The sequence below is a fragment of the Faecalibacterium sp. An77 genome, from assembly GCF_002161315.1.
Taxonomy (GTDB): domain Bacteria; phylum Bacillota; class Clostridia; order Oscillospirales; family Ruminococcaceae; genus Faecalibacterium.
The window spans coordinates 1-20,241 of sequence record NZ_NFHK01000011.1 but is presented as its reverse complement, the minus strand read 5'-3'; the positions used below and the strand labels follow the sequence as shown (position 1 = coordinate 20,241).

17 protein-coding genes and 1 tRNA gene are annotated in these 20,241 nt (G+C 59.1%); 6 read left to right on the top strand and 12 right to left on the bottom strand.

Annotated elements, in window-relative coordinates:
• Nucleotides 1-102 precede the first annotated feature (102 nt).
• Nucleotides 103-1,845, bottom strand: a complete 1,743-nt coding sequence (locus B5G28_RS05670; RefSeq protein WP_087246755.1) for a hypothetical protein — start codon at nucleotides 1,843-1,845, stop codon at nucleotides 103-105.
• A 5-nt stretch (nucleotides 1,846-1,850) separates the two neighbouring features.
• Nucleotides 1,851-3,929 carry an MMPL family transporter gene (locus B5G28_RS05665; RefSeq protein ID WP_087246754.1) on the bottom strand — a complete coding sequence of 693 codons (2,079 nt, stop codon included), beginning with the start codon at nucleotides 3,927-3,929 and terminating at the stop codon, nucleotides 1,851-1,853.
• A 209-nt stretch (nucleotides 3,930-4,138) separates the two neighbouring features.
• Between B5G28_RS05665 and B5G28_RS05660 the strand changes: the two genes are divergently transcribed.
• A complete protein-coding gene (locus B5G28_RS05660) occupies nucleotides 4,139-4,960 on the top strand; it encodes a purine-nucleoside phosphorylase (protein ID WP_087246753.1) in 822 nt (273 codons plus the stop codon).
• Between the two features lie 66 nt (nucleotides 4,961-5,026).
• Here the strand turns inward: B5G28_RS05660 and B5G28_RS05655 are convergent, their stop codons facing one another.
• From B5G28_RS05655 to tig, 5 genes are all read right to left on the bottom strand, one after another.
• Nucleotides 5,027-5,500: a DUF2798 domain-containing protein gene (locus B5G28_RS05655; protein WP_087246752.1), complete on the bottom strand. Its 474-nt coding sequence runs from the start codon at nucleotides 5,498-5,500 to the stop codon at nucleotides 5,027-5,029.
• A 598-nt stretch (nucleotides 5,501-6,098) separates the two neighbouring features.
• Nucleotides 6,099-6,650, bottom strand: coding sequence for a histidine phosphatase family protein (locus B5G28_RS05650; RefSeq protein ID WP_087246751.1), 552 nt, complete (start codon nucleotides 6,648-6,650; stop codon nucleotides 6,099-6,101).
• 61 nt (nucleotides 6,651-6,711) lie between these two features.
• Nucleotides 6,712-7,614, bottom strand: a complete 903-nt coding sequence (locus B5G28_RS05645) for a DUF4097 family beta strand repeat-containing protein (RefSeq protein ID WP_087246750.1) — start codon at nucleotides 7,612-7,614, stop codon at nucleotides 6,712-6,714.
• 60 nt (nucleotides 7,615-7,674) lie between these two features.
• Nucleotides 7,675-8,796: a 2-dehydropantoate 2-reductase gene (locus tag B5G28_RS05640; RefSeq protein ID WP_158099585.1), complete on the bottom strand. Its 1,122-nt coding sequence runs from the start codon at nucleotides 8,794-8,796 to the stop codon at nucleotides 7,675-7,677.
• Between the two features lie 229 nt (nucleotides 8,797-9,025).
• Nucleotides 9,026-10,327 (bottom strand): trigger factor, encoded by a 1,302-nt coding sequence (gene tig, locus B5G28_RS05635; protein WP_087246748.1) that lies wholly within the window; start codon nucleotides 10,325-10,327, stop codon nucleotides 9,026-9,028.
• Nucleotides 10,328-10,491: 164 nt separating this feature from the next.
• Here tig and sdaAB point away from each other — a divergent pair, with 164 nt between their 5' ends.
• The 3 genes from sdaAB to B5G28_RS05620 all read left to right on the top strand — a co-directional run bounded on the left by sdaAB (nucleotide 10,492) and on the right by B5G28_RS05620 (nucleotide 12,227).
• A complete protein-coding gene (sdaAB, locus tag B5G28_RS05630) occupies nucleotides 10,492-11,157 on the top strand; it encodes an L-serine ammonia-lyase, iron-sulfur-dependent subunit beta (RefSeq protein WP_087246747.1) in 666 nt (221 codons plus the stop codon).
• Between the two features lie 24 nt (nucleotides 11,158-11,181).
• Entirely contained in the window at nucleotides 11,182-12,066 is an 885-nt protein-coding gene (gene sdaAA / locus B5G28_RS05625; protein ID WP_087246746.1) for an L-serine ammonia-lyase, iron-sulfur-dependent, subunit alpha, read from the top strand.
• 84 nt (nucleotides 12,067-12,150) lie between these two features.
• Nucleotides 12,151-12,227: transfer RNA gene (locus tag B5G28_RS05620), tRNA-Arg, on the top strand.
• A 151-nt stretch (nucleotides 12,228-12,378) separates the two neighbouring features.
• On the opposite strand, the gene B5G28_RS05615 is transcribed toward B5G28_RS05620, so the two are convergent.
• Genes B5G28_RS05615 through B5G28_RS05605 form a run of 3 tightly spaced genes read right to left on the bottom strand, consistent with a single transcriptional unit; the run spans nucleotide 12,379 to nucleotide 14,962 of the window.
• Nucleotides 12,379-13,764 carry a site-specific integrase gene (locus tag B5G28_RS05615; protein ID WP_087246745.1) on the bottom strand — a complete coding sequence of 462 codons (1,386 nt, stop codon included), beginning with the start codon at nucleotides 13,762-13,764 and terminating at the stop codon, nucleotides 12,379-12,381.
• A gap of 15 nt (nucleotides 13,765-13,779) precedes the next feature.
• The gene (locus B5G28_RS05610; protein WP_087246744.1) at nucleotides 13,780-14,082 is read right to left on the bottom strand and encodes a helix-turn-helix domain-containing protein; all 303 of its coding nucleotides are present in this window, start codon (nucleotides 14,080-14,082) and stop codon (nucleotides 13,780-13,782) included.
• 19 nt (nucleotides 14,083-14,101) lie between these two features.
• The gene (locus tag B5G28_RS05605) at nucleotides 14,102-14,962 is read right to left on the bottom strand and encodes a CHC2 zinc finger domain-containing protein (RefSeq protein ID WP_087246743.1); all 861 of its coding nucleotides are present in this window, start codon (nucleotides 14,960-14,962) and stop codon (nucleotides 14,102-14,104) included.
• 354 nt (nucleotides 14,963-15,316) lie between these two features.
• Between B5G28_RS05605 and B5G28_RS05600 the strand changes: the two genes are divergently transcribed.
• Together B5G28_RS05600 and B5G28_RS05595 are read left to right on the top strand one after the other, a co-directional pair.
• Complete coding sequence (locus B5G28_RS05600; protein WP_343215544.1) at nucleotides 15,317-16,177, top strand: sigma-70 family RNA polymerase sigma factor; 861 nt, start codon at nucleotides 15,317-15,319, stop codon at nucleotides 16,175-16,177.
• A gap of 7 nt (nucleotides 16,178-16,184) precedes the next feature.
• Nucleotides 16,185-17,102 carry a hypothetical protein gene (locus B5G28_RS05595; protein WP_087246742.1) on the top strand — a complete coding sequence of 306 codons (918 nt, stop codon included), beginning with the start codon at nucleotides 16,185-16,187 and terminating at the stop codon, nucleotides 17,100-17,102.
• A 275-nt stretch (nucleotides 17,103-17,377) separates the two neighbouring features.
• Here the strand turns inward: B5G28_RS05595 and B5G28_RS05590 are convergent, their stop codons facing one another.
• Nucleotides 17,378-18,991 carry an ABC transporter ATP-binding protein gene (locus B5G28_RS05590; RefSeq protein WP_087246741.1) on the bottom strand — a complete coding sequence of 538 codons (1,614 nt, stop codon included), beginning with the start codon at nucleotides 18,989-18,991 and terminating at the stop codon, nucleotides 17,378-17,380.
• 129 nt (nucleotides 18,992-19,120) lie between these two features.
• On the bottom strand, nucleotides 19,121-20,113 hold the full coding sequence (locus B5G28_RS05585) for a radical SAM protein (RefSeq protein ID WP_158099584.1): 993 nt from the start codon (nucleotides 20,111-20,113) through the stop codon (nucleotides 19,121-19,123).
• Nucleotides 20,114-20,241 lie beyond the last annotated feature (128 nt).

The window sequence follows — 20,241 nt, the reverse complement described above, 5'->3', positions numbered from 1 at the left end:
CACAAAACGCCGCAAGTGGGGAGTGCAATTTCCACCAAAAGAAAAAGTTTCACTTTTCACAAAACGCACAAAAGTGAAACTTTTCCGGAATATTCTTTTGTTTTAGTCCTCTTTGTAAAGGCCGAAGAGGTCCAGCAGCTTTTCCCAGAAGGTCAATTCCCTGGCCGGCTCTTCCTGGGCGGATGCACTTTCGTCCAGGGCGATGGGCTGGGTCTGGAGGGCAAACTGCAGGGCGGTGACGTTGGTGTTCTGGCTGGAAGTGAAGGAGGCGGGTGCCTGGCCGCCCGACAGGGCGTCCAGCAGGCTGCTCAGTTCCTCATCCAGATGGAGGCTGCTGGTTTCAGTGTAGAGCTGGTGCGCGCCCGCCACCAGCAGGGCCGAGGCGGCGTTCAGCTGCTGCGCGCCGGCCAGAATCTGTTCCACGCCGGCGGTGTAGGCGTTGACGCCGGTGTCGAAGGTGCCGTACTGGGTGGCCAGGGTGGTGACGGCGTCGGACAGCAGGGCCAGATTCTGGAGCATCCCGGTGAGGATGGAGGCCATGGCCTGGATGCCGCTGTCAAAGGCGGCGTATCCCTCCCGCACTGCGGAAGTGCCCTGGCGCAGGGTGCCGATGCCCTCGCTGACGGTGTCCAGATAGACCTGGACCGCTCCGGCCAGGGCGGCGTTGCCCTGGAGCAGCAGGACAATCTGGCTGATCTGGTCGCCGATGCCGAAGGGCAGGCCGGTCAGATTTTGCAGCATGGCGATGGCCTGGGCGTTGCCGGCGGCCAGGGTGTCCAGATCCAGGCCGTTCTGGGCCAGAATGGCTTTGAAGGCGTCGTAGTTCACCTGGCTGTCCAGCTGGGCCACGCCGTCGTCCAGCTGGGCCAGACCGTTCCCGATCTGGCTGGAAGCAGTCAGCAGGGCATTCAGCTGGTCGTTGGAGGCGGAAATCCCCGACACGGCGCTCTGCAGCTGGAGCAGAGCGCTGTGGATGGCGGAGGAACCGCTGGTCAGCAGGCCGGACTGTTCGTTCAGCATGGCCAGGCCTTCCTCCAGGGCCGCGATGCCCTCGCTGAGGGCGGCGGTGCCTTCGTCCAGCTGGCCGGTGCCGGTGGTGAGCTGGTTGATCCGGTTGGTCAGGGACACCCCGTCGATGTCCAGCTTGAGCTGGAGCAATACGCCGTTGAGGGTGATGGCCGGCATGGTGAAGTTGGTCACGTCGGCGGCCACTTCCACCTCGCTGGTCTGGCCGGGCAGCAGGGTAAAGACAATCTGCCGCTGGCTGCCCACGCTGGCGATGGTGGCGCCGTCGGCACGGATGTTGGAGGCGTTGGCGGTGTCCAGGGTGACGGTGGTCTGGAGGGCGTACTGGTCAAACCAGTCCCCCGGACAGTCGGGGTTGGGGATGACGTTGATGCGGATGATCAGCGCGCCGCTCTGTCCCGCCAGTTCCCCGGCGGTTTTCTCGACGCCGTCCAGAATGTAATGGACCTCAATCAGCCAGGGCAGCGGGGTGGAGGGGTCCATGGTGCCCTCGTAATACACCGGTCCGTCGCCGGCGGGGGTCACCGATACCGTGTTGTCCCCCTGGGTCAGGGGATCGGTGGTGGTCATGTTGCGGACGGCGGTGTAATTGCCGTAGTCGGTGATGGTGTCGCCGGCAGAGGCCTCAAAGTGGTTGACGGCATAGATGCTCTGGACGCTGCCATCGGCGGCCAGCTTGCCGTAGATGACCTCCTCTTTGGGCAGGTCGTTGACGGCGGGAGCCTCGTCGGCTCCAAAGACCGGCAGGGCTGTGGTGCACAGCACCGCAGCCGCCAGCAGTGCCGCGGCGGCGCGGCGGGAAAGGGATGCAAGTTTCATGGGGTTCAGCCCTCCTTGGGCACAGGGGCGGAAGCCCCGGGCTTTTTGCGGGTGATGAGCGGGTCAATGAGATAGAGGATGCCGGGCAGGGCCAGCAGCACGATGGTCAGGGAAGCGATGCTGCCCACACCCAGGAAAGTGCCCAGCTGGCTCAGCAGCTGGTTGGTGGAGATGGCTCCCATCAGGAAGCCCACCACCGCCAGGCCGCTGCCGGTGGTCAGCACCGAAGTGGTGACGGTGGCCACGGTGGAGGCGATGGCCGGCTTTTTGTCCATGGTCTCCCGGTATTCCCGGTAGCGGTCGGAGAACAGGATGGCGTAGTCCACCGTGGCGCCCAGCTGCACCGAGCTGATGATCAGGTAGGCGATGTAAAAGACGGTGGTTCCGGTGAAGTAGGGCAGGGCCAGATTGAACCAGATGGCGGTCTCGATGCTCAGCACCAGCACAATGGGCAGCACCAGACTGTGTTCCATGGCCAGCAGGATCAGGAACACCGCCGCAATGGCCACCAGATTCACCTTGGTCATGTCGCCGGTGATGGTGTCCATCAGGTCGTAGGTGCTGACCCCCTGGCCGGCCAGATACCAGCTGTCGGGGTAGTATTCCTGGGCGATGGACCGGACGTTCTCCACCAGGGCAAAGGCGGCGTCTCCCTCAAAGTCGGCGGCCACCGAAATCACCATCCGGGTGTAGCCATCCGAAACCAGCTGGGACAGGGTGGCGTCGTCCAGATATTCGGGGGGAATTTCGGGCCCGGCGTTGTCCACATAGGAGATGATGCTGGTGACCTCGGGCAGGCCGTGGAGGGCGTCGGACAGCTCGCTCTGGGTGGCGGTGTCCCCGGCGGGGACCAGCAGGACATAGGTGTCGCTCTGGCCGAAGGTGTCGTCGATGGCCTGGGTGTCCCGGCCCACCTTGGTGTCGGTGCCGAACATATGGCCGGCGCCGTAGTAGTAGGTGTTGGCGTTGGAGGCCAGATAGGAGGGGACCATCACAATGACCAGCACCGCCACCATGGGCAGCATGATCCGGCTGACAAACCGGCCGAAACCATGGAAGCTGGGCAGCAGGGGCTTGTGACGGGTGCGGTCCATCCAGGGCAGGGCGGTGACCACCAGGGCCGGCACAAAGGTAAAGACGGTCACCAGACTCAGGGCGACGCCCTTGGCCAGAGCGCGGCCCAGGTCGGGGCCGATCTGGAACTGCATCAGGATCAGGGCCACAAAGCCGATGACGGTGGTGAGGCCGCTGGACAGGATGGAGGAGGCCGACTTGGACAGGGCTTCCACCATGCAGTCCCCGGGGTCTGCGCCGGGCCGGGCGGCCCGCACTTCCTCAAACCGGTGAATCAGGAAGACCGAATAGTCCAGCGACACCGCCAGCTGCAAAATACTGCCGGCTGCGCTGGTGACAAAGGAGATCTCCCCGAACATCAGGTTGGTGCCGTTGTTCAGCAGGATGGCCACACCCATGCCGATCATAATCAGCAGGGGTTCGGCCCAGCTGTTGGTGGTGAGGCCCAGAATGAAGAAGACGTACACCACTGCAATGGCGGCGATCTTGGCCACCTCCACCACGGTGGAATTGGTGGCCGCGGCGGTGGAGACTGCCGAGCCGGTCAGGGCGCCCTGGTCGCCCAGCAGCTGGCTGATGGCGTCCACCGCCTCGGTCCGCTCACTGTCCAGGACCGTGATGGTAAAGAGGGCGGCGCCGTCCTTGTAGTAGGCCTCCACCGTCTTTTGGTCCTGCATTTCCAGGGGGACGGTGACGTCCACCACGTCGTCCAGCCAGGTGACGGCGGTGACGCCCTCCAGCTGGGAAATCTGCTGTTTGTAGGCCAGGGCCTCCGGGATGGTGACGTCCTGCACCATGGCCCGCACGTTGGGGATGCCTCCCGCAAAGGCGTCCTCCATCACCTCAATGGCGGTGGTGGAAGGGGACGTGGGGGGAAGGTAATCGTTGATATCGTAGTTGACCGACACCAGCATCCACAGCACGGCGCACAGGACCGATGCGATGGCATAGCCGGCCAGCACCTGTTTGCGGCGCCGGACAACGGCGGCAAAAAAGCCTGTTCCTTTCATGAAGCGGTTCCTTTCTAAAACGTGTTCCCGGGGCAGAGTCTGCGCCGGAACATTCTGCCCTTTATTATAAGAGTTTTGCCAGAGAAAGGGAATGAACAACCTGTGAATTTTTTTGTACATAAGATAAGGTTTGTTAAAGGGGGACTGTATCTTGCAAAGCCGGGGGCCGAACCGTATAATAAAAGAAAAAAGCAAAGGAGAGTCATACCATGGAACAACTGTATGAAAAAGCCTCTGCCAGCGCGGCTTACCTGAAGGAGAAGCTGCGCTTTGATCCCAAGATTGCGGTGGTTCTGGGCTCCGGCCTGGGAGACCTGACCGCCGATTTCACCGATACCCGGGAGATCCCCTATGGGGATATTCCGGGCTTCCCCCAGTCCACGGTGGCGGGCCACAAGGGCGCCCTGCTGGAGGGCAAGCTGGGGGACACCCCGGTGCTGGCCATGGAGGGCCGGTTCCATTTCTATGAGGGCTACACCATGAAGGAGGTCTGCTATCCCTTCTATGTGTTCAAGCTGCTGGGCATCGAAAAGGTGGTCCTGACCAATGCCGCCGGCGGCGTCAACCGCACCTTTGAGCCCGGCACCCTCATGCTTATTACCGACACCATCAACATGATGGGCACCAACCCCCTCATCGGACCCAACGACGAGCGGTTTGGCCCCCGTTTCCCGGACATGACCGAGATGTTCAACCACCAGCTTCTGGACCTGGCCAAGAGCGTGGCGGACGCCCAGGGCATCGAGTACAAAGAGGGCGTCTATCTGGGCTTCATGGGTCCCTGCTATGAGACGGCCGCCGAGATCCGGGCCTTTGCCGGCATGGGCGCCGATGCCGTGGGCATGAGCACCGTGCCCGAGGCCATGGTCTGCAACTATCTGGGCATCAAGGTGCTGGCGGTCAGCTGCATCACCAACATGGCCACCGGCATCCAGACCGTCAAGCACAGCCATCAGCGGGTGCTGGAGATTGCCAACGCCGCCGGCGAACGGATGTGCCGCTGGCTGGGCGAAGTCATCCAGAAGATGTAAGCCCTATCTGCATACGATACAAAAAGCGCCCCCGTTCCGGCGTCAGCCGGGGCGGGGGCGTTTGGATTAGCGGGAGGCGGGGGAGTCCTGTTTTTCGCGGAACAGGGTCCGGAAAATCAGCCGGACCAGAGGGCCGCAGTAGCACAGCTGCCACAGCAGGGCGCAGGGCAGGTTCATGCCCCAGGTCTGGACCCACACCGCGAAGGTGTGTTCTTCCTTAAACAGGATGGTGGCGATCAGGCTCATGATGGGGCACATCGCGCAGCAGATGCACCAGGAGATGGCGTAGGAGATGAACTGGGGGCGGTCGTCCGGTTTCATGAAGGTGAAAGCCAGCCAGTGGGCCAGGTTGTCCACCACGAAGAATTCCAGAACAAAGGCGATGGGGGCCATGATGTACAGTTCATGGAGAGCCAGTGCGAAGGTTTCGGCGTGGACGCCGCCGGTGTTCAGGGCCACATTGTAGACGATCATGCCATAGACCATAAAGATGGCCATGATGGCGGTAAAGACGACGTTTTGCAGTTTGGTTTTGGGCATAGTAAAAAATCCTCCTGGAATGATTCCCCTTTCGGGGGCGTGCACTGTGTTGTTCGTTATCATTCCAGGGAATGTGCGTTGCCAATCGTCACCATATGCACCAGTTGGATATTATAGCACATTTTTCCGCCCCTCGTAATACCTACTTTTCTGGAAGAAAAGTAGGCAAAAGACTTTTTACTGGGTACCATCAAGTTTCCGGGTCTCCGAAGATTCCGCGGGGCCTTTACGTTCCGGCTCGCTCCCGGCGTTTGGGCCTGCGGCCCGGTACGATGCGAGGTTGATTCGGGCGGTGATAGGAAAAACAGTTCGGGGTGTCCGAAGGACAGCCCGGGACGTCCCACGGTTTTCTCTCCTTTCTGCCCCTGCAAAAAGCTCCCCCGCCTTCATCCTGTCGGCGGAGGAGCTTTTTATTGTTTGAGACAGTCGTCCAAATCTTCACACAGATTTCTCAAAAAGAGAACTCCAGGGTTATATTGGAGTTTGCATCGTATCCGGGCACAGCCCGGACCTGGGTGAGCGCGGCATAGTCTGCAACTCCCTGCCGCGTCATAAAGAGCGGCTAGAGTGTATGGTACCCAGTGGACAGCCCGGGGAATCAATAGGGTTTGGATTCGGGGAAATCGTAGCCGATCAAAGCGCAGTTGCCGATCCCGAACAGGGCGAATTCCTCATTGGTCATCTCGTTGAAGTAGGAGTGAACCATCCGGGCGATGCCGTTGTGGGCCACCAGCAGGGCGGTGCCGTCCTGCTGGGACAGATCGTCCAGCAGGCTGTAAATGCGGGCCGCCAGCTGGAACATACTCTCGCCGCCCTCGAACCGGTCGGCAAAGTGGAGCTTGGCCAGCGCAAAGGCTGCGTCGTTCCGTGGGGTGCCCTCATACCGGCCGAAAGCCTGTTCCCGCAGGCGGGGTTCCACCGTCAGGGGCAGGCCGGTGCTGGCGGCCACAATCTCGGCGGTCTCCCGGGCCCGGCTCAAGGGCGAACAGAGAATCCGGGTGATGCCGTGGCTGTCGGCGGCCAGCTGCCGCCCCAGGGCCCGGGCCTGCTGACGGCCCAGATCGGTGAGGGGGCTGTCGGTGACGCCGCAGATTTTGTTTTCCACGTTCCAGACCGTCTGGCCGTGGCGTGTGAAGTAAACCGTTTTCATAGCTCCTCCATGGGGGTTCATCCAAAAAGCCCGGCCCTGCGGGGGCCGGGCAGAACAGGCGTTACGGACGGACGGTCAGCCGGATGCTGCCGCTGGTGGTGGAGACGGTGCAGGCGCCGGCGTTGGGGGTGGATGCAGGGACATTCACCCGGCCGCTGGTGCTGGAAGCCGAGAAGTTCTTGCCCGACAGGAGAGAACCCTCCACCTCGCCGCTGGTGGTGAGGATGTTCAGGCTGGCGGCGTCCACCGATTCCATATCCACGTCGCCGCTGGTGGTGTTGATCTCGATGGCGCCGGAGGCGGTGGTCCGCTCCAGATCCACATCGCCGCTCACCGTCTCGGCCTTCAGGCTCTGGATCAGGGCGCCGGTGATTTCAGTATCACCGCTGGTGGTGTTGGTTTTGACCGCACCCAGCGCCGGGCTGCGCAGTTCAATGTCGCCGCTGGTGGAGGTGCAGTTCACAGCGCCGGTCACCGAGCCCATCAGGTCGATGTCGCCGCTGACGGTGGTCAGGCTGGCTGCCGAGAAATTCAGCTGGCTGGCGCTCTCCACATCGCCGCTGGTGGTGTTGACGGTCAGAGCGCCGTAATCCCCGGCGGGCAGATAGACCACGACCTTGGGGTCGTCGTCATCGTCGTGGAACCACCGCTCCCCGACGGTGGGCTCGGGGCGGGAAATGCTCAGGGTACCGTTTTTGACGGTGACGGTGTGGGTGACGTCCTCGGCGTCCCGGGTGGTGACGCTGACGGTGCCGTCACGGGAAGCCCGCAGCTCCACGTCGGCGTAATATTCAGTGATGGAAATGTCGGTAAAGCCGGTGCTCACCGGATAATTCTTGGTTACCAGGGTGGCGGTGCTCCGCCAGGCGGCGTCCGCCACAAGGTTGGTGCGCAGGACCGTCAGTCCGCCGACAGCCACAACAGCCAGTGCGGACAGAACAATGGTGGACAGATGGTGCTTCATGGAAACAGGCTCCTTTCTTGTATAGGGTTCATGGTGGATGGGCCGGGCACAGGGCCCGGATCAGGCTTGTTGCTGGGGATCGCTCCAGCTGGCCTCAATGGCCCGGATGCGCTCATAGAAAAAGTCGTTGGCGGGGGTGGGCAGGCCGTGCTTGGCCGACAGCCGCCGGACCACGCCGGCGAACTCCTCCACCTCGGTGGGACGATGGGCGGCCACGTCCTGGCCCATGCTGGGCTTGTTGTCCGGCTTGAAGGTGGGGATGGCCCCCGCCAGCCACTGGACGTCGTCGTCCGGGGGCAGGGGAACGCCCTCCGCGTTGGCCAGACGGATGACTTCCTGCATGGCTTCCAGCATTTTGGCCCGCTCGGGGCCGTCCTGGGCCAGGCCGCCGTAGGTCATCCCAAAGGCTGCCGAGGCCTGGTTCAGGCCGTCGTTGATCATCAGTTTGTGCCACTGCTTGTAGAGGATGTCGGTGCAGGGTTCGCCCACAATGCCGCAGCGGTCCAGATACTGGGCCACCGCCGCCACCCGCGGGGTGATGGAACCGTCCTTTTCGCCGAACTGAATCCGGCCCGGCGCCTGGAACACCAGCTGGCGGCCCTTGCGGTTGGCGTCCATCCCGATGGCCACGCTCCACAGAGTGTGGCCGGGGTAGGCGGCTTCGATCCGCTCCTCGCTGGTGATGCCGTTCAGCAGGCTCAAAATCACGGTGTGGGGGCCCACAAAGGCGGCCATGTCCCGGATGGCGTCCTCCAGAGCGGTGGCCTTGACGGTCACCAGAATCAGGTCCACCGGCTGCCCGTCGGCAGGGGCGCAGTAGTTGAAATGACAGGGCTGGCCGTTGCACAGAACCGGCTCGGCGGCGTAGCGGGCGGCCCGCTCCGGCCCTGCAATCACCTGGACCCCCGGCATCTTCCGCCCGAACAGGATGCCCAGAGCGCCCAGCCCAATGAGGGCACTGGTGCGGATGGGACGGACCTTTTCCAGCCCGGTTTCGGTGCGGAGGACGGTGTCACCCTCCTGAATGCCGGCGGCCGTCAGAGCGGCGTCGGGCAGCTCCAGCGTCCGGGTCTGGCCCTGGGAATCGGCCAGAGTCACCGCACAGAGAACCGGCGCACCTTCCGGCAGTTCTTCGCAGCCGTAGTCGGCCTCGCTCATCTGGGTCACCTGATACAGTTCCATGGTTTTGCCCTCCTTTGGCATGGGTCCGGGACACCTGTCAAATATTTGATATTTTATCCTCATTATAACGGAGCCGAAACACCCCGTCAATGTGTTTGGGTCACAAAACCCATAAACCCGGTGAGAAAATATCGCCCCGCTTTTGGCGGAGTTGACAGGTCCCGCCCCGGAAACAAAAACCCCCGTCCGGAAAGGACGGGGGAAAGGTCGAATGGGGTGAATTTCAGGCTCAGGCCTGCTTCTCGGTGATGGTGGAGTGCTCAATCACCCAGTCGGCAGCCCGGCGGATGGACTCATTGCGGCGCAGAGCCCGCATGTCGGTCTTGGACTTGACCTCTTCCAGGGTCTTTTTGGCCATCTCGGCGCGCTGGGCCAGCTGGGCGTCCAGCTCGGCGTCGGTGGGAACCAGCTTCTCGGTGTCGGCAATCTGGAGCAGAGCCATCCGGGCGCGGGTGTTCTTCTCAGCCACCTTGCGGACGGTGGCCTTGAACTCGTCCCGGGTCTGGTGAATCTGGCCCAGGTACTTGTCCAGGCTCATCCGTTGCATCTGCAGCTGCTGCTGGAAGCTCTGCATCTCGTTGTGGTAGGCGTTCTCCACCAGAATCTCGGGCAGCTCGCCTTCGGATGCGTCGGCCAGCAGCATCAGGACCTGGTTGCGGGCGTGGTTCAGGGCGGAGGTGCGCTTGCGGGCGGCCAGCTGGTCGTGAACCTGGGCGCGGTATGCCTCCATGGTGTCCACCTTGCCGGCCTTCTTGGCGAAATCGCTGTTCAGGGCGGGCAGCTGGCGGATGCAGACGTCGTGGACCTTGATCTTGAAGGTGGCTTCCTGGCCGGCCAGGTCTTTGGCGTGGTAGTTGGCGGGGAAGGTGACCTTCAGGTCGAATTCGTCCCCGGCCTGGTGGCCGATGACACCCTCCTCAAAGCCGGGAATCATCCGGCCGCGGCCCAGCTCGATGGCCTGGTTCTGGGCGCTGCCGTTGGGGAAGGGCTCGCCGTTCAGGTAGCCGGTGTAGTCCATGTGGACGATGTTGCCCTTGACGGCGGGACCCTTGTGGGGGACCAGCTCGGCAAAGCCGGCGCGGCGGCGCTCGATGACCCCGTTGACCTCCTTGTCGGAGGTGGCGGGGATGGTGCAGGTGACCTCAAAGCCGGAGGTCTTGGTCAGATTCAGCTCGGGCTGCAGGGCGACGGTGGCGGTGGCCACAAAGCCGTCCTCTTTCTTGACGCTGACCAGGTCGTAGCTGGGCTCGTCCACCGGGCGCAGGTTGCCGTCGGCCAGAGCCTTTTCGTACAGGCCGGGGACGTCACGGTCCATCAGGTCGTTGATGGCGTCGTACCAGAAGATGTGTTCGCCCCGGTCCGCCTCGATCTGGGCGCGGTCGGCCTGGCCCTTGGCAAAGCCCTTGATCGTAAAGGTGTCCCGTGTGCGCTGATATACGGCCTCGGCGGCCTCCTCCAGCTCGGCGGCTGAGGCGCTGAAGGTCATCTTGCAGACGTTCTTTTCAGGCGTTTCTACACTTACCAATTTCATAGTCGATCTTACCCTCCGTGCAGCCCCCTACGGGCGCAGTATAGTCAATTTAAAATTATTATAGCACATATAACGCAAAAGCGGTATAATAAAATTGTAATTTTCTGCGCGCAGCCCCCGGGTGAGCGCGCCAAACCCACAACGAAAGGCAAGGTTTTGCAACGATGCGCCTATTTGACGTACTGGGCCCGGTGATGATCGGCCCATCCTCCAGCCATACGGCCGGCGCGGCCCGGATCGGCCGCACGGCGCGCCAGCTTCTGGGTGAAGCGCCCCTGCGCGCTGATATCGGCCTGTACGGCAGTTTTGCCACCACCGGCCGGGGCCACGGCACCGACCGTGCCATTGTGGCGGGCCTGCTGGATATGAAGCCGGACGACCCCCGCCTGCCCGACAGTTTCGCCCTGGCCGAGGAGGCCGGGATGGAATTCGTGATTCATTCGGTGGAGCTGCGAGCAGCCCATCCCAACACCGCCGTCCTGACCCTGGAAGGCAAGCGCCGGAAGCTGAGCCTGACGGCGGCCTCGGTGGGAGGCGGACGGATTCGGGTGACCTCCATTGACGGCGTCAGCGCCGACTTTGGGGGCGACGCCAACACCTTGATTATCCACAACGAAGACACACCCGGCTGCATTGCCGAGGTGACCCGGGCTCTGGCGGCCCGGCGAATCAATATCGCATCCATGCAGGTGTTCCGCTCTGCGCCGGGCGGCGAGGCGGTGATGGTGCTGGAATGCGACAGCCATATTCCGGCGGACCTGGAGCCCCAGCTGGGGGCGGTGTCCGGCATCCACAAGGTCACCTGCCTGAATGTGGATGACACCCCGTAACGACGAAAAAAGAGAGGGAAGAAGATGTCCTTTTTATCCTGTGCCGAGATGTTGACCTATGCCCATGAACAGGGGTGCAGCCTGGCCCAAGCGGTGCTGCGCAGCGACCTGGCCGAGAGCCGCCTCACCGAGGCGGACAGCCGGGCCGAGATGCGGCGGCTGTGGCAGGTGATGCAGGCCACCAGCCGGGACTATGACCCCGACCGCCGCAGCCGCAGCGGCCTGGTGGGCGGCGACGCCGCCAAAGTGGAGCGGGCGGCCGCAGCCGGCCAGCTGCTGGGCGGGGAATACCTGTCGGCGGTGACGGCGGAAGCTTTAAAGACCGCCGAGTGCAACGCCTGCATGAAGCGGATTGTGGCGGCCCCCACGGCGGGCAGCTGCGGCGTTCTGCCGGCGGTGCTGCTGCCTCTGGCCCGGATGGGGGAGGCGGACGACGACACCATCTGTGACGCCCTGTATGTGGCGGCGGGCTTTGGGCAGGTGATTGCCGCCCGGGCCACCCTGGCGGGCGCAGAGGGCGGCTGTCAGGCCGAGGTGGGCGCGGCCAGCGCCATGGCCGCCGCTGCCCTGTGCTATTTGAAAGGCGGCACCCCCGCATCCTGCGCCTCCGCTGCCGCCATGGCCCTGGGCAACCTGCTGGGCCTGGTCTGCGACCCGGTGGCCGGCCTGGTGGAGGTGCCCTGCGTCAAGCGGAACGTGGTGGGCGCGGTGAATGCCGTGGCCTGCGCCAATATGGCCCTGTCGGGGATTGACAGCGCCATTCCCTGCGACGAAGTCATCGACGCCATGGGCCGCGTGGGCCTGCAGCTGTCCCCGGATCTGCGGGAAACCGGCGCCGGCGGCCTGGCCGCCACCCCCACCGGACGAGCCATTGCCCGCCGTCTGGCCAGCGAGGCCGGAGGGGTCTAAAAATTTTTTAAAATATTTTTCAAAAACCCATTGACAAATGGCCGAACTGATGGTAGAATATGTTTCGTTCCGAACGGAACACATGCGTTGGTAGCTCAGCTGGATAGAGTGACTGACTACGAATCAGTAGGCCGGGGGTTCGAGTCCCTTCCATCGCACCAAGAAACGCCGTGAGATCGAAAGATTTCATGGCTTTTTTGTTTTTTGCAACACAGCTGCACGGTTTTTGCACGGTCGGTGCACGGTTCGTGTTTTCTGTGTTGAATTATGTAGGGCGCGGGATTGCATTGCAATCCGTGCCCTTTTTTGCATTTAGGTCAACAGTGCAAGGCGAAGCTGTGCCTTCGTTTCAGGGTCTGCATCTTTCAGGAGCTCCAAAAGCGCGGCCATGGAGAGCGCTGTGTTCCCCTGGACAGGCGGAGTTTGGGCGCTGGCTTCTGGTTTGGCGTAGAAAGAATTTTCAAACTTTTTGCCCAGCTCCATGCGGGAAGACTGCTGGATATGGGCGTAAGTGTTGACCAGAAGATCCGCACTGGCGTGGCCGGTTGTTCCCTGCACAGATTTGATATCGCCGCCCGAGATCATCAGCTGGTAGGTGGCGCTGGAATGCCGCAGCCCGTGGAAGACGATGCGGGGGAACTCCGGGTGAGCGTCCTGCCATTTGAGAAACTTCTTGCGGATCAGAACGGGCTCCACGGCCTGACCATTGGGCAGGCGAAGCAGCATTCCGCTGTCGTGGTAGCGGTCCGGGGCGCGGGCCTCATCTGCTTTCAGCCTATCCAGCCAGTGTTTCAGTTCCTCCCGGAGAGCGGTGGTCAGAAAGATATTCCGGCAGGAGGACTGGGTTTTGGTGCTTTTCAGGATGAGAGAAGTTTTGCTGCCTTCCAGTTTATCGGGAAACTCCTTGATGATACAGCTGCCATCCACCTGAAGCAAGGCGTTTTTCTGGATGCGCTGCATGGATTTGTTGACCGAGAACGTGCCGACCCCACCGGCGGCGTCAAAATCGATGTCCTCCGGGGTGAGTCCGGCAACCTCCCCTTCCCGCAGCGCACCCACCAGGGTCAGGTGGACTGCCAGGTGGAGGATGGGATCCTCCATGCTGGCCAGGGCCGCTCGCATTTCTTCCACTGTCCAGATGCCTCGTTCCTGGGTGGTCTTTTTGGGGCCTTCCAGAGGAACGGGGCTTTTCAGAAGGATTCCCCATTCCACCGCATAGAGGAACGCGGTGTGAAGCAGACGATGAACCTCATGGATGGTGGTGCCGGACAGCAGACGCTGTTTCTGCTTGGGGGTGAGCTTCTGCTTTTTGCCCTCAATATACTGCCCACAGGGCGTTTTGCTCAGGGTACTATACAGATTCTCCAGGTGATAGGGCTTCAGCTTCTGCATCTCAAAGCTGCCGATATAGGGGAGGATGAGATTCTGGATGGTGGACAGGTTGGACTGGTAGGTTTTGGGAGCCCACTTGTGCTTGGTGCATTGTTTGGGCAGCCAGTTCATCAGGAACTCTGCCACCGTCACCGTGGACGGGATCAGGAAATTGCCGGTCGCCAGCTCATGCTCGATCTGCTTCTGGCGTTTCACCGCCTCCTCTTTGGTGGGAAAGCTTTCCCATTTGTCGCAGCTCTTGCCGTGCTCGTCCTGATAGGTGTAGCGGACACTGTAAGAACTGCCGCGTTTCGTGATATATGCCATACTGTGCCTCCTTGATCAAGCGGCCCGGAACAGCCAGGCGTCGAAGCTGTCCTTGGGAATGCGGATGCTTCCGCCTGCCCGCAGGACACGGAACTCGGTGGTGCTGTTGCACAGGTTGTAGGCGGCACGCTGGCTGATGGCCAGCATCTGTGCGACCTCCTTCACCGTGTACACGCAAGCTTTCGACTCGGGCTGTTTCAGGTCAGAGATTGGAGACTTGACGGCATTGTTTTGGGTGACCAATTCCATTGTACCGGGATTTGCGGCGCTTTGCAAGGCTTCAGTGTTAAAATGATCGTTCTTACAAACATTCTTCATGGCATTTCTCCTTTTTGATTCAAAGTTCTGCGGTGCGGCGGGAGGCTTTGGGCTTCGCGTATTCTTCCAAGACTTCCGGCGGAATTCGCTCCAATACGGCGAGAGCCTCCTGATACTCCCGCTGGAGCTTGGCATCCTCCAACTTCTTCAGCACGCTCTCGTAGTTTGCTTCCTCCAGGGACTCCGAGAGCTTTTTGTTTTTCTTCTTGAGCTTCTCATTCTCGGCCTTGGTGCTGGTAAAGGCCGTACTGTACTTTTTGAGCTGAGTCCGCATTTTCTCCACGGCTGGGATATAGCCGTCCAGCAGTTCGGAAATCTCGGCGGCCCGCTTCTTGCTGTTCAAGGGGCCGATGCCGGTCAGCAGCTGGTCCAGCTTTTGGCGCTGCTGGGTGAGATGGGTCATCTCCTTGAAGATACGAGGCGGGATATGCAGAGCCTCCACAAAGCGATCGTCTAGCGGCTCCTCCGTGGATAGGGGAGCGAACTCTGTCTGCCACCGAATCAGCAGATAGCGATAGTCGTGTAGGACTCGGAGACAGTAGAAGATTTCCTCTTGCTGGGCATCCGAAGGGAGAGAGGGCGGCTTGGGCAGAGCGACTGCACCAGATGGGGGCTTGTCCGGGCTGAGGCCGAAGTCCTGGGCCAACTTCCGGGCCGCCTGGAAGCTGCTGAGGCCAAACAACTGGGCGGTAAGGTCGATGACATCGCCGGTGGCTCCGCAGCCGAAGCAGTAATAATAGGTGTCATTCAGCTTCATGCTGGGAGTATGGTCCTCGTGGAAAGGACAGCGGACCATCCAGGTGGACGTAACGGGCAGGCCGTACAGAGCTGCGGCCTGCTTGACAGTGACGGATTCCTTTACGATTTTAAAAAGATTCATTTATACCTCGCTAATCTGGCATCTTGTGGGCAGGGATACAGTACTTCGCCATGGATAGAGGTGTGCCTCGTTTCGGGGCACACCTGAGTCCCTGACGAGTGAATTGGGTGCGTAACATTTCGTTCCATACCTCCTTCTGCGAAAAAATAAAGCCTGACTTCTCCTTTCGACTTTTTCTTCTTGAGCCCGGGAGGGCCTTCAATGTATAATCAGAAAAAGTTCCATGAAATGTAACCCGGTTATGGGCTGTAACCCGATTCGGAACTACCCTTTCATTAATAGGAGAAATTCGGGGTGCAAAACGGAACTATTTTTTAAAAATTATCAAAAAATTTTTTGGAGTGAGGTGGAGGCGTGGTAAATCGGTATGCGAGAGGATTTCAGGACGACAGATGGGACGATGAATCCAGCATCAGTTTGACGAATGAGACGCTGGAACGAGATGCGGCGGCGGAACGTCAGATCGAGCTGGAAAGCGCCCTGGAGCATGACGAGCACCCCCTCCATGATGAAGTAGAGCTGGAGACGGAGGAGGAAGAAGCCGCGCCGACCAGTGAAAAGCGGCTGAAACGGGAAATCCGGGCGGAGGCGGTTCGGCGTCTGGAGGAAGCTGCCCGGACTGAGGCGGACTTTTCTGTGGTGATAAAAGAGTGGGACAAACTGGACCAGAACCGGGAGCGCCGGGAACGGAGTTACGAACACCTTCGGGGAGACTTGCCGCTGGATTATCAGGCTGTTTCAGAACCCAAGCTTATCCCCAGGTGGATGAATGACACGGCGTACCGGCAGATGATGGCCGGAAACTTTCTGGATATCCTATTTAACTGCCCTTATGAGATGCACCAGCTGACCGCCGATCCATTTATCTCTCGCATGATCAAGGACCTGAGCGAGGATCACAAGGAAGTTCTGTACTTTTTATCCCTGCGGCTGTGGAGTGCCACCCAGCTTGCCTTAGCCCGTGAACAGTCTGACCGCAACATCCGGAAACTGCGGAAAACCATTCATAAGAACTTACAGCGTCAGATGTTTGGCTATTTATATGATAAAAGAGAACGAGGCAAAAGCCTGACCCTGCGGGAACGCCAATTTATAGAGGAATATTCGGCCCTCGCAGAGGAACAAGGCAAAGATGTTGTGATTCGGCGGGAAAATAAGACGAACCGCAAAAAAGGAAAACCGCCCCTGATGACAGGGACAGTTGAGGGGGAGTAAATGCAGAATGAAGAATTTGTTTGAGCAATCCCGTTCCCATTGGGTGCGGTACGATCACTATGAGCTGAAAACGGCAAAGGACGGCAAACGGTACATCACCCCCGGCAAAGATGCAAAGCCGGAGGTTTATAACCCGCTTAAAGAGGTTCCAGACATCGTGCTGGACGCCCTGAATGTTGGAATGCTGATGATGAGCCGCAGAGCGGCGGCGGAAGTGGAGCGGGCAGTGCTGGAGTTTGTCACCCGGTACGGTTTGTTGGGGCTGATGACCGCCCTGCCCACCACGCCGGCCTTTATGGACTATGAGGCGGTTTACCTGCCGAAAAATCATTTCCTTAAAGAGGAATGCATGGGCACCGACCGATATCTGGCTTTGTTTTATCCCTTTGACCAGCTGGACTTGGTGAAACGGGGAATTGAATCCGCCTGGAAGGTTTCTGGAGACCGGACGATGGTTGCCCTGACCATGACCTTTATGGATGAACCCATGGCAAAAACTATGAGCTTCCAGCGGCAGTATGCGGAGCCTTATGACTGGGTCGCCCAGCAGTTCAAGGACTGGTCCTTCACACTGACCACCTCTATCTTGTACTACCAGGACTGCCGTTTAATGGATCAAGACACCCGGGAATTGTACCAAAAAGCCATGGCTGCGTTCGGCGGGATTGCCCCCAGCTACCATATCGAGCTGCTGGATAAGCCCACCATTTACTGGGATTTTCACTCCCTGTTGCTGGGTATCCAGATGATGTTCAGCTTCATGCTGGTGGACGGGGAACATCCCTTGCGGCTGTGTAAGAATTGCCAGAAAGCATTTCTGGGCAGTCATGTCAACACTACCTTTTGCAGTCCCCAGTGCAAGAACCAGTACAACGTCCACAAGAGTAGGGAAAACGCCAAAGGAAAACCGGAAGAAAACGAATGAATCCGCCGCGGCGGGGCTTTATATACCTTTGTTCCGCAGACAGCAAAAGGCTGGCAGCCTGTGCTTTTAGGCACAAACTGTCAGCCTTTCTTTGCCGTTTCTGCTGCCCCACAGGGGCACCTTTCACGCCATGGGAGCGGGGCGGGATAGCTCCCCCCAGCTGCCGTCTGCTGCACAAAGGTATAACACATTAGACTTTGTACCCAAAGTCGTGTGCCACGAAACCTCGGCGCGGTTTCTTTGGATTCTTCCGACTATCGCGTTGCCTCCCGGTTTCAGACAATAGAAGATGCGGGCGTCAACTCGTACACATGATCGAACTGAGCTTTGCGCTCGTCGCTCAGGTGATGGCTAATCAGGATCAGGGTCAGGTCGGGGTTGGACAGCAGACTCTTCTCCACGATGTCAGCGTTCTTCTGGTCCAGGGCGCTGGTGCCTTCGTCCACAAGCAGGATGCTGCGGTTATGGATCAGAGCACGGGCGATAGCCACACGCTGTTTCTGGCCGCCCGAAAGGGCGCTGCCTTCTTCGCCCACCGGCGTATCCAGCCCCTGGAGCATATTGACAAGGTCACCTGCCAGGGCGCTGTCACGCAGAGCCTTTTCCATCTGCTCGTCGGTAAAGTGCTCACCCAGGGTAATGTTCTCACGGATGGTGGTATTGAACAGGAACACATTCTGCTCGATGTAGCTCATTTTCTGCTGGAGCTGCTCGGGCGTGTAATCCCGCACATCTCTCTCGTCATAAAGGACCTTGCCCTGGTAGCCGGGCAGCCAGCCCAGAAGAAGCTTCAGCAGAGTGCTCTTGCCGCAGCCAGAGGGACCGGTGAGAGCGTATTTGCCGCCCTTCTTAAATTCCGCGTTCATGTGAACCAGAATCGGCTGATTTTCATCGTAGCAGAAAGAGACATCCTTGACCGTAATGCCTTCCTGCAGAGTAGGCAGGCCAAAATCAGGAAGCTGTGCCTCGCCGGCATGGACGGTAATCTTATCGAAATAGGGCTTGCTGGCTGAGAAGGACACTGCAAGTTTGGACACTTGGTTCAGTCCATTGTACACGCCGGCGCAGATGGTGCCGGTGCCCATAAAGGTGGCCAGAGGAATCATATCATTGAGGATCAGGACACCCAGCAGGATGACAACGGCCACCTGGCAGACGGCGCTGACATAGGCCAGACCACAGCCGATGCCGTCCTTGTTGATGGTCAGTTTGTACTTGGCCTGCTCCATGCTGTCGCTGGCTGCATCGACTCCGCTGGTAAACCGTTCATCCTTGCCAAAGAAGCGAAGCACATCGTAACCTGCCAGCAGATCCTTGATTTTACTGACGCTGTCAGCCTGGCTGGCGGCACAGGCTGTGCCAACGGTTCCCAACCGTTTGCTGAACAGACGAGGAACGAAGATCATGACCAATGCGATGACCAGAGAAATCACCAGAAGCAGCCAATGAATGGATGCCAGTGCAACGATGCCGAACACCACCTGTGCCGCAGAACCCATGATGGTGAAAAACGGAGTCCAGGCCATCTGCTCAATCTGGTTCACGTCGTTGGTAAACTGGGAGAGGTACTCGCCGCTCTCCTGCTTATGATACTCCTGATGGGTCTTGTGCAGTAGGCCCGCTGCCATATCCCGGCGCAGAGCGTTGTTCATCCGGCGCACGGCCCGGCCCTGGAAGAAGGTCTCTGCAATCAGGCAAAGGACCACGGCCAGCCAGGTCAGCAGAAGAAGAATGATCCGAATGGTGAAAGCCTGCAGATCACCGTCCAGCAGGCCCTGGGTAACCTGAATCTGTACCAGACTGGTGCAGACCTGCAAACCATAGGCAACAACCATACAGATGGAGGCCGCTGTAACAGTGGGCCAGCACTTTTTGAGATAATACTTCATGATTTCCACCTCTTCTGTGATAGTTCCATCTGTCTTAATCAACAGTGGAATTGTGTGCTTCGTTCTTTCTGGTTTAAATTGTAGCACACGGGATGAGGAATGAACATATCGTTTTGTGTTAGTTATTGATTACACACATTCCGATTTTCTATAAAGGCAGACTGTCTTTCCATCAATGATTTCAGACTTTTTGCACCGCATATTCATGCAGCGCAAAACATTCTGGCAGCTGCGGCACTCGGGCTTCAGATCAGAAAAGCTCCACCGGCGGTTAACCTCCGGGTCGATCACAACACCTTTTTCGGGATCAACCCAACCCAACTGGTTTTGAGGGTGGTCAAGCGCCACAGTGCATTTGCCAATTTTTCCATTGGCCCGGAATACCATGCTATGCGGATAGGAAGCGTAGCACACCTGTGCAAGGGTTCCGTTTCTGTGGTTATGACACGACATCCCGATCTTATCCAGATATGCAACATGTTTTGCTACCAACACATCTTTTGTATCCTGATGAAGGATAGATAGACTGTGGACGCCTTCGCCGCCCCAGTCACCAACAGCACGAACAAGTACGGCGAAGCGTTTGTCATGCCCAAACAGACGGTACAGATAATCATACCAACTGTAGTCCTCATCGTCGGCCAGAATATTGTGGCGCAGCGTGATATGGAAGGGATACTCTTCCGGGGGCAACTTGGAAAGAGAGACCAGATTGTCAATGATGGTCTGCAGGGTTCCCTTGCCGGATACATGGGGTCGAGTCTTGTCGTGATTCCAACCATCAATTGTAATTTGATAGCTAGTGATCCCTGCCTGATAGAACTGACGAAACAGCTTTTCGTCCAGCAGATAACCATTGGTGGTCATATTGGCAGCATAGTGAAAGCCATACTGTTTCTGCAGATTTTGCACAATATTGGACACTTCCAACACAGTGTCTTTGCAAAGAGTAGGTTCACCTCCAAACCATGCAAGCACGACCTGTTTATAGCGCGGCGCTTGTGCAGTGATATACTCTTCAATTTGGTCCAGTGTGTCACGGGTCATACTGGCTGCCGGGTGGTTTTTGTGGCAGTATGAACACTGAAAATTACACCCTTCAGTAGGAATCAGTGTGGCCATGAAGACATCTTGAACTGCCCCAGAATTAGTAGACATGAATAAAAAGACCCTCGTGTAGTGGGGAGCTTAACAGGACTGGCGAAGCGTAAGCGGAGCCAGTCCTGTTTTCAGTTGAATGCGCTCATGGT